This is a genomic window from Arthrobacter sp. CG_A4, assembly GCF_035985125.1.
Classification (GTDB): Bacteria; Actinomycetota; Actinomycetes; order Actinomycetales; family Micrococcaceae; genus Arthrobacter.
In genome coordinates this window covers 1-14189 of sequence record NZ_JAXCID010000044.1, presented here as the reverse complement: position 1 = coordinate 14189, position 14189 = coordinate 1, and the positions used below count along the sequence as shown (strand labels likewise).

General features: G+C 65.8%; 18 protein-coding genes. 2 read left to right on the top strand and 16 right to left on the bottom strand.

Annotated elements, in window-relative coordinates; translation table 11 throughout:
- Positions 1–11: 11 nt before the first annotated feature.
- From RCH07_RS15890 to RCH07_RS15840, 11 genes are all read right to left on the bottom strand, one after another.
- Positions 12–953 (bottom strand): hypothetical protein, encoded by a 942-nt coding sequence (locus RCH07_RS15890; protein ID WP_326968453.1) that lies wholly within the window; start codon positions 951–953, stop codon positions 12–14.
- Between the two features lie 119 nt (positions 954–1072).
- The gene (locus tag RCH07_RS15885) at positions 1073–1366 is read right to left on the bottom strand and encodes a DUF503 domain-containing protein (RefSeq protein ID WP_326968452.1); all 294 of its coding nucleotides are present in this window, start codon (positions 1364–1366) and stop codon (positions 1073–1075) included.
- 79 nt (positions 1367–1445) lie between these two features.
- Positions 1446–1763, bottom strand: a complete 318-nt coding sequence (locus tag RCH07_RS15880) for a putative quinol monooxygenase (protein ID WP_326968471.1) — start codon at positions 1761–1763, stop codon at positions 1446–1448.
- A 140-nt stretch (positions 1764–1903) separates the two neighbouring features.
- On the bottom strand, positions 1904–2455 hold the full coding sequence (locus RCH07_RS15875; protein WP_326968451.1) for a DUF1990 family protein: 552 nt from the start codon (positions 2453–2455) through the stop codon (positions 1904–1906).
- Entirely contained in the window at positions 2452–2871 is a 420-nt protein-coding gene (locus RCH07_RS15870) for an MmcQ/YjbR family DNA-binding protein (RefSeq protein ID WP_326968450.1), read from the bottom strand. Before RCH07_RS15870 ends, RCH07_RS15875 begins: the two co-directional genes overlap by 4 nt.
- A 52-nt stretch (positions 2872–2923) precedes the next feature.
- On the bottom strand, positions 2924–3817 hold the full coding sequence (locus RCH07_RS15865; protein WP_326968449.1) for a polysaccharide deacetylase family protein: 894 nt from the start codon (positions 3815–3817) through the stop codon (positions 2924–2926).
- 88 nt (positions 3818–3905) lie between these two features.
- Entirely contained in the window at positions 3906–4331 is a 426-nt protein-coding gene (locus tag RCH07_RS15860) for a CoA-binding protein (RefSeq protein WP_326968448.1), read from the bottom strand.
- 215 nt (positions 4332–4546) lie between these two features.
- The gene (locus tag RCH07_RS15855) at positions 4547–5326 is read right to left on the bottom strand and encodes a hypothetical protein (RefSeq protein ID WP_326968447.1); all 780 of its coding nucleotides are present in this window, start codon (positions 5324–5326) and stop codon (positions 4547–4549) included.
- A complete protein-coding gene (locus RCH07_RS15850; protein ID WP_326968446.1) occupies positions 5323–5871 on the bottom strand; it encodes an RNA polymerase sigma factor in 549 nt (182 codons plus the stop codon). The genes RCH07_RS15855 and RCH07_RS15850 overlap by 4 nt, the downstream gene beginning before the upstream one ends.
- Before the next feature lie 88 nt (positions 5872–5959).
- The gene (locus tag RCH07_RS15845) at positions 5960–6433 is read right to left on the bottom strand and encodes a hypothetical protein (RefSeq protein WP_326968445.1); all 474 of its coding nucleotides are present in this window, start codon (positions 6431–6433) and stop codon (positions 5960–5962) included.
- 296 nt (positions 6434–6729) lie between these two features.
- Entirely contained in the window at positions 6730–8019 is a 1290-nt protein-coding gene (locus tag RCH07_RS15840; RefSeq protein ID WP_326968444.1) for an adenylosuccinate synthase, read from the bottom strand.
- A 381-nt stretch (positions 8020–8400) separates the two neighbouring features.
- On the opposite strand from RCH07_RS15840, the gene RCH07_RS15835 reads away from it, so the two are divergent.
- Entirely contained in the window at positions 8401–9033 is a 633-nt protein-coding gene (locus RCH07_RS15835) for a uracil-DNA glycosylase (protein ID WP_326968443.1), read from the top strand.
- Positions 9034–9187: 154 nt separating this feature from the next.
- On the opposite strand, the gene RCH07_RS15830 is transcribed toward RCH07_RS15835, so the two are convergent.
- From RCH07_RS15830 to RCH07_RS15820, 3 genes are all read right to left on the bottom strand, one after another.
- A complete protein-coding gene (locus tag RCH07_RS15830) occupies positions 9188–9616 on the bottom strand; it encodes a DUF3151 domain-containing protein (RefSeq protein WP_326968442.1) in 429 nt (142 codons plus the stop codon).
- A gap of 2 nt (positions 9617–9618) precedes the next feature.
- A complete protein-coding gene (gene fbaA, locus RCH07_RS15825) occupies positions 9619–10638 on the bottom strand; it encodes a class II fructose-bisphosphate aldolase (RefSeq protein WP_326968441.1) in 1020 nt (339 codons plus the stop codon).
- A gap of 149 nt (positions 10639–10787) precedes the next feature.
- Positions 10788–11483 carry a TrmH family RNA methyltransferase gene (locus RCH07_RS15820; RefSeq protein ID WP_442784850.1) on the bottom strand — a complete coding sequence of 232 codons (696 nt, stop codon included), beginning with the start codon at positions 11481–11483 and terminating at the stop codon, positions 10788–10790.
- 54 nt (positions 11484–11537) lie between these two features.
- Here RCH07_RS15820 and RCH07_RS15815 point away from each other — a divergent pair, with 54 nt between their 5' ends.
- Positions 11538–12392 (top strand): HAD-IIA family hydrolase, encoded by an 855-nt coding sequence (locus RCH07_RS15815; RefSeq protein ID WP_326968440.1) that lies wholly within the window; start codon positions 11538–11540, stop codon positions 12390–12392.
- 169 nt (positions 12393–12561) lie between these two features.
- Here the strand turns inward: RCH07_RS15815 and RCH07_RS15810 are convergent, their stop codons facing one another.
- Together RCH07_RS15810 and RCH07_RS15805 are read right to left on the bottom strand one after the other, a co-directional pair.
- Complete coding sequence (locus RCH07_RS15810) at positions 12562–13575, bottom strand: thioesterase domain-containing protein (RefSeq protein WP_326968439.1); 1014 nt, start codon at positions 13573–13575, stop codon at positions 12562–12564.
- Positions 13576–13695: 120 nt separating this feature from the next.
- Entirely contained in the window at positions 13696–14070 is a 375-nt protein-coding gene (locus RCH07_RS15805; protein ID WP_326968438.1) for a hypothetical protein, read from the bottom strand.
- Positions 14071–14189: the final 119 nt, after the last annotated feature.

The window sequence follows — 14189 nt, the reverse complement described above, 5'->3', positions numbered from 1 at the left end:
GTCGTTTTGGTTTACCGGCCCGGGCGCCAGCCGGCCTGGACAATCGCGGTGCGGATCTTGGCCACCGCGGCTTTCGCATCATGGACCATATGCCGCTTGGAGATGCGCACCTCTGTCCAACCGAGGGCGGTGTACCTGTCGGACCGGGCGATGTCCCGGACAATTTGCGCCTCATCACCGTGTTGCTCACCCTCGTATTCAATACCGATTCTGAACTTCCGATAGGACAAGTCAGGTTTGTGGTGCCGAGTGCCCACGTCGTCGATAATGGGCACGTTCAGCTCCGGCTCCGGAAGGCCGGCCCGACCGATGGCAAGCCGTAGCAAGGACTCCTGCGGCGAATCTGAGCCTACTCGAATGAGTGTGAGAGCTTGCTTGGCCTTGCAGATTCCACGCTTTCCCTTGTGGCGGTCGATCATCCGCTGCAGATCCCCGAGGCTGCACAACGGCAGGTCCCTGCCCTCGAATTCACGCCGGGGCACCCGGACACAGCTGTCGCCGGCCACCACGAGTTCGTCCACGGTCAGCATTTCGGCCAAATCCAGCCAGGTCCGCTCCGGTGTGGTGATGGGAATTCCGTCAAGGAGCGTGATCTCGTCGTCGTAGAGCTTCATCCGATGAACGATGACATGTGGCCGGTTGAGATGGGCAGCACCCTCGGGCCTGATCATGTGATACATCTGCGGTCCCTCCTTTTGTCGCCGGGCCGGAAGCCAACCAAGCTCCGCCGCGGTGAGGTGCGACACGGCGCATCGCTCATTGACCTCAACGAAAGGCCGCACCCTCACGCTCAGAGGAAGCTCCAGCGTTGGGTTCAAGGAACGGATCCCCCTGCCCAGCGCTGCGAGGGAGCGGTGGCGGAGCCGCTTGGGCGACACTCCAGCCTCTGCAGCTTCGGCAATCGTAAAGGGACGGTTCTGGAGCTCCTCCGGCAGCGGGCGCGCGGTCTTCATGCCCTCATAAAACCAGAACCGCGCCGGCACCGCAGAAGTTATCCACATGATCCATCGAGTGCTCTAGATCCGCCCTTTTCGAGCCTCAAAACGGCGGATCTGGAGCAATCGATGGGCGCTCAGTCGTCGCTACGGAGTTCCCGCTGGCGGACACTGAGCATCCCGAGTTCAGGGCGCGCCGCCACGAAGCGTTCCACGGCGGCGAGGACCTCCACGAGGTGCGCCCGGTCCGAGGCGACCAGCCCGACGCCGATGACGGTCCGCCTGTACTGGTCCTGCAATCCCGCCTCCGTCACGGAGACATCGAACCGGCGTTTGATCTCGGCAAGCACGGGGCGCACCACGGAGCGCTTCGCCTTCAGGCTGTGAACGTCACCGAGGAGGATGTCGAATTCGATCCAGCCAATCCACATGCCCCAATATTCCCATCGATTGCTCCGCAACTGCCGTTCTGGGGTCCCAAAAGGGCGGTTACGGAGCAATCGACGAGGTCTAGATGGTGAGCTCGCCCATCCGGTCCCAGCCCTCGCCGTCGAACTGGCGGCTGATGATCTGCGGCGTTTCCCGCAGTGCCTGCGGCATGTCCGCCATGGCCTGCTTGAAGTGTGCGCTGTTGACATGGTCCCCGGCGGCGTCGTCCTTGAAGGCCTCGACCAGGACGAACTCGTTGGGGTCCTCCACGCTGCGGGACCAGTCGAACCAGAGGTTGCCCGGTTCCTGCCGGGTGGTGTGGGTGAAGTTCTCGACGAGGCCGAGCCAGCGCTCCGCCCAGTCGGGCTTGACCTTGAATTTAACGACAATGAAGATCACAGGGGTGCCTTTCGGTGTGGCGGGATGGTGTTCCATTCTCGCAACAGGACAACGCGGGGTCACATCCGGCCCATTGCCCGGACATTTATGGGCCGTAAGTGACCCCGCGTTGCAATCAGAGGAGGGATCAGCAGGCCTCTCTAGCCTCCCGTGCCAGTTCCTGCCAATTCCTGTGCGCTCCTGATGTAGCGGGACGTGATGCGGCGCCGCGCCCGCCGCGTCAGGGCGCCCCCGGCAGCGTAGAACCAAGTGGACGGAACACCGAAGGCCGTGATTTGGATGGTCACAACGCCCTTGTGGTCAATAAGAATCTCGAAAGCCTCCTCGCCGCGGACCGGATGTCCCGGGAGTGTTCCGTAGCCGAAGCCCGCGGACTGGGGCCCGCCGCCGGGCACCGGCCGGCGGACCCAGACGACCTCGCAGGGCGCGTTGATCCGGAACGGTCCGACGCCGAAGCCACTCACCACGCGCGCCCCGGGAGCCACGACGCCGGAATCCGCCCGGACCCGCAGCCCTGCCCGCTTCTGGAGTTGCCAGCTGAACACCCCCCGGACAACGCGCCGGTACGTCTCGAGGCCCTCGCCGATGTAGGCCCGGGTCACCAGGCAATCGACGTCCGGCGGCGGCCCATGCTCCGTGGAGCCGATCCCCTCGTAGTTAAGCTCACCGGCGGCAATCCGCGGCCCGGTCACGGCCGCACCGTCCGGGCGGAGTCCTGAGCCAGCCTGGCCCAGCCGAGCTGTTCCTGCTGGCGCCGGCTCAGGGTGGCGACGACGAGGTCATAGGAGTCCTCCACCATGTCGCACACCATCGAGTCAGGCAATGAACCGTCCAGCCGAACGCCGTTCCAATGGGTCTTGTTCAGGTGCCAGGCCCCGGTGATTTCAGGGTGCGCGGCGCGCAACTGTTCTGCCAGCGCCGGCTCGCACTTCAGGCTCACGGCAAAATCATCGTCCGCCATGGCGGAGAGTGCGAACATCTTAGCTTCGTGGCGGGCGCCGGACACCGCCGCCCGCACTTTGAACACGGAAGTCTCGGGTCCGAACGAAAAGTCCTCGAAGACACCGGGGAAGCCGAGGCACAACCGCCGGAGTGCAGCTACATCCATGGTTAGAGCCTACTTCCCCCGACCGACATTGTGGCCCGGCAGGCGGCGCGGCTCAGACGGCGCCGAGGAAGTCCTCCAGCAGCACCACCTCAAGGCCGGCGGCCAGCTGGGCCGCGCGGAAGGCCGCCAGGTCTGCGGCGAACTCGGGCCGGAAATGCATCAGGACGATGTCTCCCGGCCGCAGCACCTTGCCATGCTGGTAGTCCATGCGGCCGGCGTTGGCTTTGGCCTCCCACGTAATGATCGCTCGCATCCCGGCGGATGCGGCCGCCTGCCGCATGATGTTGGAGTAAGCGCCGCCGGGCGGCCGGAACAGCGTGGGGCGGCGTCCGTACTGCTGCTGGGCATAGTCCTGCATGCCGATGATTTCCGCAAACTGGTGCCCGTAGTCGAGCTGGTTGACCATGTTGATGTTGTGGCTCACCGTATGGTTTTCCACCAGGCTTCCCTGCGCCTCGAACTGCTTGAAGAAGGCCGGATCGGACTGAACGAAGGTCCGGGCGAGGAAGATCGACGCCGGGTAGTCGTATTCGGTCATAAGACGCACCATCTCCGGGGTCCTGGTCTCGCCGTCGTCGATGGTGAGGAACACGACGGGGTGCTGCGTATCGATCTTCGTGACCACGGGCGCGAGGCCGTCCTGCGCCGGCGGCAGCTTGAAGTCGGGGATGAAGCTCCGCCGGAGGCGTTTGCTTCCGGGGCGCCGGAGCGCTGCGGGGGCCGCGGACACCGTGGACAACTCGGCCTTTCGGTGCCCGGCCGCCAGCGCGGAGGGCAGCGCCCTCCCGGTCCAAGAGGCAACCCCGGACGCGGCTGCGGGCCCCGCTGAGGTGCCGTCCGGCGCAGCGCAGGCGCCCAGCGCAGCCACCAGGGAAGCACCGAGGATTCCCAAAGCCGCCCGGCGTCCCGGGTTCGAGGGAAGCGCGGGTGGGTGGTCTTCACACATGGGTGATCCTGGGCTCGGATAAAGGGGTGTCAGCAGAAGACTAACAGGGCAAAAAAACGGTCTCTGACGGACGCTGCACAGACGTGACCTACAGGCCGAAACGCTGTGCGTCCTGCGCCGGGCAGGCGTTCATGATGACGTCAAGTCCGGCGGCCTCGGCCCGCGCCGCCGCCGCTTCATCAATGACGCCCAACTGCAGCCACACGGCTTTCGCGCCGACGGCGATCGCCTGGTCCACGACGGCCCCCACCCGCTGCGAATTCACAAAGCAGTCGACGACGTCGATGGGCCGCTTCCCGGCCGGAATGTCGGCCAGGCTCGCGTACCCGGGTTCGCCATGGACGGGATCGGCGGCAGGGTTTACCGGGATGATCTCCATGCCCAGCCGGTCACGGATAAACAGGGCAGTGTCGTAGGCAGCACGCCATTGGTTCGAGCTGAGGCCCACGATGGCCCACCGCCCCTTGGTGCGGATAAGCCGTTCGAGGACTGCCTGATCATTGACGTGGGCCATGAGCACAGCCTAACCGCCCCGCAGCCTGCCTGCCGCAAGTGCCACCGCTGCGCCGTCGCAAAAGCCGCGCGCCGCGCCGCTCGCCGGCCGGAGAACCCACTATCCGCGGATGTGTTCCGTAAGCACGATTGCCTGCCGGGAGCCCCGGACGGGGCCATCGCGGCGGGCACCGGACTGGGCGGGCACCGGACTGGGCGGGCACCGGACTGGGCAGGCTAGGGCTGGCCGGGGAGGGTGGGAAGCACACCCGGAAGAGCCGGCAGCGGAACCGGGGGAAGGCCCCGGTCCTCGCCCGGGCCGGGCAGGCCAGGCAGCCCCGGCGCGAACGGATCACGAGCCGGCGCCGGAAGGACACCGCCGCGGCCCGCCGCTGGGGGCGTAACGGCGACGGGCGGCGCCGCGGGATCCCCGGCAACGGATCCCGCAACGGATCCGGGAGCCTGCGGCATGTTTTCTGCCGCCGGCGGCGTGGTGCCGTTCGCCGCAATCGACGGCACGGGAGCTGCAGGAATCTCCGCCGGTGACGGCTGGCCGGGCTCAGGAGCCACCTCGGGTGTCTCGCCGGACGGCTGGAAGATGACGCCCACAGTGTCACTGACCCGGAGGCGGAAGTCCTCGCTGGAGGCCGCCACTGCACCGGCGCCGAGGGTCATGGCACCTACGACGGCGCCGCCGACGATTGCCAGTCTTCGCTTCCGTCCGCGGCGCTCGGCGAGGCTCACAACCCCAGCCGGCAGTGCCTCGTCGCTATGATCCGGCGCCGATACGACCGCGGGCAACACCGTCGTCGTTGCTGCCGCGGCACCGCCTGCGGCACGGCGGGCACCGGCGGCCAGCAGAGCCGCGAGGTCGGCGCGGGGCGCAGGGGCACAGTCCGGAACCAGGGCGAGGAGTTCTTCCAGCGAGCTTCGGAGCTCGGTGGATGCGTCGAGGCTGGAATCACGGAGCATCCCCTGGATGCTGCCCTCCTGCTGGGGTTCGCGGGTGCCGGTCATGATGCTGCGTGGTCCTTTTCGGAGACGAGTTCGCGCAGGGCGCTGAGCCCGCGTCGCTGAAGCTGTTTGATGGCACCCGGCGTCTTGTCCATAATGCCGGCCACCTGTTCAATGGAAAGGTCCGCGACGATCCGCAGGACCAGCACCTCCCGCTGCTCCTCGTTCAGCCGGGCAAGGGTGTTCGAGATGCCGCCCAGGGACCCAAGGGCCTCGTCCTCGGCGGACGCGGCAAACCGGGTGTCATCCCGGGGATCATATTCGGCCAGATACGGCGTGCGTTCGGCCCGCCGGCGGCAGTCCACGAGCCTGGCATGGGCGACAGAGAAAATGAAGGTCCTCAAGCCCTTGTGCCCGCCGGTGACAGTGGCCAGTTTCGGCAGGATAGCCACGAACACATCCTGGGTGAGCGCCTCGGCATCTTCGACACCGCGGGCCCGGAAGTAGCCGAGTACCGCGGGCGAAACCACTGTGTAGACGGCACTAAATCCCGAGGGCTCGCCCGCCAAGGCTGCTGACAATTCGTCATCGCTTAGCTGATCCGCCAAGTGGCTGTCCTTCCGGTTACTGCTGGGGTGCGGCCGCGGCCAGTCTAGCGGCCGCACCCCGGGGCCTCCCAGGGAAGGCGTTTGGTGCCTACTTGGTGAGCTCAGGCAGTTCGGCGGACGGCAGGGCCGGAAGTGCCGGGACAGCAGGAGTAGCCGGCACACCCTTGCCGCCGGGGAGGGCCGGAACAGCAATACTCAGGTCAGCGTTGGCATGTGCGGCGCCGTTGGCGCTGCCCTCAAGGGCGGCGCCGTTTTTGTCTGCCTGGATGGAACCCGTGGCGGAGCCCTCGGCGCTTTCGACGCCGGCGTCGCCCTCGGCGGAGCCGTCAGCGGACGGGGAAGCCGGCACAGCAGGCACAGCCGGCACGGCGGGAAGTTCCGGAGCCGCCGGAACCGACGGAGTCTCCGGAACCGCGGGGGTTGCCGGGATGGCGGGCGTCACTTCGGCCTGCTGGGTGTTCGACACCTGGGACGCGTTGGCCAGGCCGATGCCGGAAAATCCTCCGACTGCGAGAATCGCAGCGCCGACAGCAATCTTGGTGGTCTTGCTAACACTCTTCATAAGAAATGTACGTCCTTTGTTTTTTGTTCGAAGGCCGGCTGAGGCCCGATGGGGAAGCCAACAGCCCGCTTTTTCAGTGGAAGGCCAGCCGGATACCCGATGGGGGTCCAGGTTCCGGCGGCGCTTACAAAGGAGTAATCGCCGGGCTACCCCGAAAGGTTACGCACCGATCCGAATTTCTTTTTTCCTGCTTTGGAAAGGCCCTTCGAAGCCCTCAGCAGCGGCTTAACGACGGCGGCGGGCCACCTCCAAGGTGACCCGCCGCCGTCGTGCGTCAGTTACTGCACAAGTCAGTATCAGTCGTTGATCAAATCGTTGATGACGATGGTCTGGTCCCGGTCCGGGCCGACGCCGATCGCCGAGAAGCGGGTGCCGGAGATTTTCTCGAGGGCCAGCACGTAATTCTTGGCATTCTCCGGGAGATCCGCAATCGTGCGGGCGCCCGTAATGTCCTCGGTCCAGCCGTCGAAGAACTCGAAGATGGGCTTGGCGTGGTGGAATTCGGTCTGGGTCATCGGCATTTCGTCGTGCCGGACGCCGTCGACGTCGTAGGCCACACAGACCGGGATCTGCTCGATGCCCGTGAGGACGTCGAGCTTGGTGACGAAGTAGTCCGTGAAGCCGTTAACCCGCGAGGCATGGCGCGCCAGCACGGCGTCGTACCAGCCGCAACGGCGCGGCCGGCCGGTGTTGACGCCGAACTCGCCGCCGGTCTTCTGCAGGTACATGCCCATCTCGTCGAACAGCTCCGTGGGGAACGGCCCGGCGCCCACGCGGGTGGTGTACGCCTTGATGATGCCGATGGAGCGCGAGATCCGGGTGGGGCCGATGCCGGAGCCCACGCAGGCGCCGCCGGCCGTGGGGTTCGAGGACGTCACAAACGGGTACGTGCCGTGGTCGACGTCCAGGAATGTGGCCTGGCCGCCTTCCATTAGGACCACTTTGCCCTCGTCCAGGGCGGTATTCAGGACGTAGGTGCTGTCGATGACCAGCGGGCGGAGGCGCTCGGCGAAGGACAGGAAATACTCCACAATCTCGTCCACCTCGATATCGCGGCGGTTGTAGACCTTGACCAGGAGTTCGTTCTTCTGGCGCAGCGATCCTTCGACCTTCTGGCGCAGGATGGAGGCATCAAAGACGTCCTGGACGCGGATTCCGAGGCGGGCCACCTTGTCCATATAGGCCGGGCCGATCCCGCGGCCGGTGGTGCCGATGGCGCGGCTGCCGAGGAAACGCTCGGTGACTTTGTCCAGGACCTGATGATAGGGCGCCACAAGGTGGGCGTTGGCGGAGACGCGCAGCTTGGAGGTGTCCGCGCCGCGGGCTTCGAGGCCATCGATCTCCTGGAACAGCGCCTCGAGGTTCACCACGCAGCCATTGCCGATGATCGGAACCGCGTTGGGGCTCAGGATGCCGGCCGGAAGGAGCTTGAGCTCATACTTCTCACCGCCCACGACGACGGTGTGCCCGGCGTTGTTGCCGCCGTTGGGCTTGACGACGTAGTCAACGCGGCCGCCAAGCAGGTCAGTGGCTTTGCCTTTTCCTTCGTCGCCCCATTGGGCTCCGACGATCACGATAGCTGGCATGGGATCCTCCCCCATTCGTTCGGGCCGACGACCGTATGATTCACCGTGCTTGATTCGCCAAGGTGGTCACCGGAGGTCAGCGCCGTTCATGAGAATGCCCCGACTCTGTTGCTGTGCTCTTAACATCAACGCCAGAGTCCGGGGCTCTTACCACCCAAGTTTAGCCGATCACAGTGGCCTGCAGACATTTGACCACCCTCTGGACCCATTGTTAGGCCGGGCCGGCCCGTCATTTCGCAGGGCTTGATAGACTAATAAGGATCGACCAGGAATCGGTCCACACCACATTTTCAAACCACTCCGTATTTGGCGTGCCCGGTGCTCGGCTCACCCGTGTACGGTCTGGCAGCGTTACCAATCCCGCAGGAGACTCAGCAATATATGACAGCCTTGGCCACTGAAAATTCCCGCGAACTGCTTTTGAGCCGCCGCTACGAACCTAGCGTCGCGGCCGTCAACGAGCTGTGCGACACGCTGCAGTCCACCAAAGCCGGCATGAATGTCCCCTATGTGGACCCGATCCACGACATCGACGAGTGCCGCATCATCAGCCTCTTCTCCAACATTGGCACCGAAGATGAATCCGGCTTCATCACCGCCGGCGACGAGGAAGCGGCCGCGCGCCTGCTCGGCGTCCAGTGGAAGCTGGGCCTGCGCCCCGAATACGTCATGCCGTGGAACGTCCACCCCTGGTACGTCCCGGGTGAGCCGAACGGCAAGTTCACGCCGGACCAGATTTCCGCCGGGCTGAAGCCGCTCTTGAAGTTCCTGGCGGTTGTTCCCCGCGCCTCCGTCATCGTGGCGCACGGCACCGAGGCCAACCGCCTCGCCAACCTGCTCCTCAAGACCGAGGTGCCCATGATCTGGCGCCGCGGCCTCAAGACCTACAAGGTCCGCTCACTCAGCGGCCGCGCCTTCGCCGGCACCCCGGCCCGCCAGGAGCAGTATCTCGACGAAATGAACACCGTCTACGCGGACGCAATGGCCCGCACGGGTCTGGCCAAGACCAGCTAGTCCCACCCACCCGCACGCACCCACGCACGACGGCGGGCGCCCACCAATGGTGAGCGTCCGCCGTCGTCGATTAAGAGCAACGCGGGGTCACTTAGCGCCCATCCGCCGCTAAGGAATGGGCGCTAAGTGACCCCGCGTTGCTCTGGTGCCTGGGTTAGCGCTTCTCCTCTTCGATGGCCGCTTTGGCGGTGGGATCGGAGTCCTTGAGGAACTTCTCGATCCGCTCCGGCTCCTCAGCCTCGCCAATCGCGGCGGACGCACGTCCCAGCGAGTACAGGGCGCGCAGGAAGCCGCGGTTCGGTTCGTGCTCCCACGGGATGGGCCCGACGCCGCGCCAGCCGTTGCGGCGCAGCGAATCCAGGCCGCGGTGGTAGCCGACCCTGGAGTAGGCGTAGGAGTCGATGGTGCGGCCCTCGTCCCACGCTTCCTCGGCCAGCACGGCCCAAAGCAGCGAGGATGTGGGCTGGCCCTCCACCAGGTCCAGTGCTTCCTGGCCGGCGTCCAGCGCCGCATAGACCTCGGTCTCGGCCGGCAGGAGCGTGGGCTCGGGACCCATCAGGTTCCTGCGGAACTCGTCGGACACGCTCAGAACGTCTTTCCCGTGGAGCCGAGCTGCTGGGCTGCCTCGACGACGCGGGCCGCGAGGCCGGCCTCGGCGGAGGCGCCCCAGACGCGGGGATCGTACAGCTTCTTGTTGCCGACCTCGCCGTCGACCTTCAGCACGCCGTCGTAGTTGCGGAGCATGTGGTCCGCCACAGGGCGCGTGAAGGCGTACTGGGTGTCGGTGTCGATGTTCATCTTGATGACACCGTAGGAGACGGCGTCCGCGATTTCCTTTTCGGAGGAGCCGGAGCCGCCGTGGAAGACGAGGTCGAACGGGCTGGTCTTGCCGATCTTGGCGCCCACCTGCGCCTGGATGTCCTTGAGGATCTCCGGGCGCAGCTTCACGCCGCCGGGCTTGTAGACGCCGTGCACGTTGCCGAAGGTCAGTGCGGTGATGTAACGGCCGTTTTCGCCGGAACCGAGGGCATCAATGGTGGCCAAGGCGTCGTCGACGGTGGTGTAGAGCTTATCGTTGATGGCGTTCTCGACGCCGTCCTCCTCGCCGCCGACCGTGCCGATCTCAACCTCAAGGATCATCTTGGCGGCCGCGGTGCGTGCCAGGAGTTCGCGGGCGATCCGCAGGTTCTCGGGGAGGGTCTCGGCGGAGCCGTCCCACATATGTGAGCTGAAGAGCGGGTTGCGGCCGGCCTTGACCTCTGCCTCGGAAGCAGCCAGCAGCGGCAGGACGAAGCCGTCAAGCTTGTCCTTGGGGCAGTGGTCCGTGTGCAGGGCGATGTTGACGCCGTAGTTCCTGGCGACCTCGCGGGCGAACGCGGCGAAGCCCAGCGAACCGGCCACCATGTCCTTGGTGGAAGCGCCGGACCAGTAGGCCGCGCCTCCCGTGGAGACCTGGACAATGCCGTCGGACTCGGCCTCGGCGAAGCCTCGGAGGGCGGCGTTGAGGGTCTGGGAGGAGGTGACGTTGACAGCCGGGAATGCGAAGCCGCCCGTCTTAGCGCGGTCGATCATCTCGGAGTAAATCTCCGGGGTTGCAATGGGCATGCTGACTCCTAAAGTGAATTTCGTCTGCGGGCTGGGTTGACCCTGGAGTGAACCTCGTCGGCTAGGACCATCCTAGCCATTCCTGCGCCGGGCAGTGGTTCCGGTCACGCCCGGCCTGTAATACTCGCCCGGGGGTCGCGTCCGGGAACTTACACCGGGAGCTGGTGAAAGACGTGCCGGCGGATCCAGGCATGCATCGCGATGGCCGCGGCGGAGGCTGCGTTGATGGAGCGGGTGGATCCGAACTGCTCGATGGACAAGGTGTCCACGGCGGCTTCGTGGACCTCGGGGGACAGTCCGGGGCCCTCCTGCCCGAACACCAGCACGCAGTCCCTGGGCAGTTCGTAGGTCTCCAGCGGCACGGAATCCGGGAAAATGTCGATGCCGATGATCGCCAGTCCCTCCCCCTGCGCCCAGGCGACGAAGTCGTCAACGGTGGGGTGGTGGCGGATGTGCTGGTAGCGGTCGGTGACCATAGCCCCGCGGCGGTTCCACCGGCGTCGTCCGATGATGTGCACTTCCTTGGCCAGGAACGCATTGGCGGTCCGCACCACGGTGCCGATATTCATGTCGTGCTGCCAGTTTTCGATCGCGATGTGGAAGTTGTGGCGTTTGGAGTCCAGATCCGCCACGATCGCCTCGTGTTTCCAATAGCGGTATTGGTCCACCACGTTCCGCCGGTCCCCGTCCGCCAGGAGATCCGGGTCCCAGTGCCCGCCCTGCGGCAGTTCGCCGTGCCAGGGTCCGACGCCGACCTCCGCCTTGGGCTCCGCCCCGGCCTCTGTCGCATAGGCTGGCTCCGCCGCCGGGACGGCGGGTTCACTGGGGCTCTCGGGTTCAGTCACGACTCAACATTAGACTTAGGAACAGGAAGCGGCACATTAACGGCGGAGGACACCATGGCGGACCAGCACGAAGACCAGCGGACAGACTCAGACGAAGCACAGTCGACGTCGTCGATGTACCGCAGCGGCCAGGACATCGAATGCTGGCTGACGGACATGGATGGTGTCCTGGTGCACGAAAACCAGCCCATCCCCGGCGCCGCGGAGCTCATCCAGCGCTGGGTGGACACCTCCCGGCGGTTCCTGGTCCTGACCAACAACTCCATCTACACGCCCCGGGACCTCGCCGCCCGGCTGAAGAGTTCCGGCCTGGAGATCCCGGAGGAGAACATCTGGACCTCGGCGCTGGCCACGGCGCAGTTCCTCAAGGACCAGGTGCGCGGCTCGGACTCGGGCAACCGCGCCTACACGATCGGTGAAGCAGGGCTCACGACGGCGCTGCACGAGGCCGGCTTCATCCTCACCGACCAGGACCCGGACTTTGTGGTGCTCGGCGAAACCCGCACCTACTCTTTTGAGGCCATCACCATGGCGATCCGGCTGATCCTCGGCGGCGCACGGTTCATCGCCACCAACCCGGACGCCACCGGCCCGTCGAAGGACGGTCCGATGCCGGCCACCGGCGCCATCGCGGCACTCATCACCAAGGCGACCGGCCGCGAACCGTACATCGTGGGCAAACCGAACCCGATGATGTTCCGCTCGGCCATGAACCAGATCGACGCGCACTCGGAAACGACGGCCATGATCGGGGACCGGATGGACACCGACATCATCGCGGGCATGGAGGCGGGGCTGCACACCGTGCTGGTGCTCAGCGGCATCACCCACCGCGACGACATCGGCGCCTACCCGTTCCGGCCCAACCAGATCCTGAACTCCGTGGCGGATCTGAAGAACCAGATCTAGGTTTTGCCGCGGGGGACATGCCCATTCTTCGCACCCGGGGCTGGGCATAATGACACTATGTCCGCCCGCTGGCCTCGGCGCGGGGCATGTCCCTGAGCCCGGCCACCGCGCCCCTGGACCTAGACCCGGACCCCCGGCGAACTGACGAAATGCCCGCCAGGCGCAGGTGTTAGAAGGCGGTCTTCTTCCCTCCGCCGGAGGGAAGCGGGAAGAGTTCATCCTGGAGTTCTTCGATGACCGGGCGGTAGACGAACGGGTTCCAGCCCGGGCTGGCATGCGCCGGCGTCGCCCCGTCGGTGCGCAGAAGGCCGGACGCCATGTTGTCCTTGTAGGTCAGCGCCCAGGAGTCGCGGGCCGTCCCGTAGTCCACAGTGCGGTCCTCGGGATTGCCGATGAACGCCATCCTGGTCCCGCCCAGCTTTCCCGCGAACCGGCTGCCGTCAAAGTGGTAGATGTACGCCGATTCGGACTGGATCAGCACGCTCGAGGGCGCAATCGGGGAGAGCTGCTCCAGCGTCTGGTCCAGGATCTGCCCCCAGCTCCGCTCGTCCTTGTGCAGCATCCGCTCGCCGAGTTCGTACCCGCCGCGCAGCACGGTGGGAAAGCGGAACCCGCTCTCGTAGAGGAACACGACCCCCTCGAACCAGCTCTGGTCCAGCACATCGTATTTGCTGTACGGGCTGGAATCGAGCAGGATCATCGCCACCTCGATGCCGTGCAGTTCCCGGAGCCTGGCCGCCACCTGCGTTGCCACCATTCCGCCGAAGCTGTGGCCGTAGAAGTACAGCGTGCCGAGCTTATGGACCCGCGCATACTCCACAACGGCGATGACGATCTTGTCGATGTCCAGGCCAACATTGGAATAGCCGACGGCGGCCAGTTGGCCGCGCTTGTTCAGCGCGCCGCGCAGCACGTTCAGGATCCACTGCGCCTCTTCCCAGCTGGTCTTGTAGCCGGGAAACAGGAACCAGCTGGCATTGGGGAAGTATTTCTCCGCGGTGTCATCCGGCACCCGGAGGATCTTGTTGACGCGGCGCTCGGCCTGCACCCTGCGGGTGACCAGCATGTCCGCCGCGAGCAGCGACGCGGACCCGCTGCCGGCCAAGAAGCTGCGCCGCGAGAACCGCTTGAGTTCGGCGGCGTGGCGGAGCACGCGGGCCGCGTTTTCAGCTGGCCCGCCCACATAATCTGCTTGCGTCGCACGCGGCACACCTCTACCGTAGTCACCGTGGATCGCGGATCTGAAACGAGGCCGGAGAACAGCCCGGCCGAAGTCGCCCCGGTGCCCACACGGCAGGCGGGGCTAGGCGGGGTCGGGTGCACCGCCGACTTCGCGCCGGGTGATCTCGAGGCCAATGTCGTCGTAGGTGGCGAGGAGTTCTGAGCGCGCCATGTCAGCGGGGTCGTCGAGCAGCCCGAACACGGAATCGCTCGCGGCCAGCAATTCGTCGTCGGAGTAACCGCTCAGCGGCCGGGTTCCCGAGGCGTCGATAGAGGCGGTGACGTCTCCCGAGATGTTGAGGGACTGCAGTACGGTGGCGGGGCCATCGCTGTGCGGGCTCAGTTCAAGGCAGACACCGCCGACGGCGGGAAGGGCGCCGGCCACGCCGGCGTGCGCCAGGCCGCCGTCAATCATGGTGAGATCATTGCGAAGCCCGGCCAGGGCAGAGGATTCCACAAAAGCGGCGCGGCCAAGACTAATCTGAAGTTACGCAGGTTAAGACAGGAAGATCCCCGGGTTTCCGGGGATCTTCCTGTCTTTGGGTCTGGGTTGTCTGGCTACTTTCTGTGGTTGGC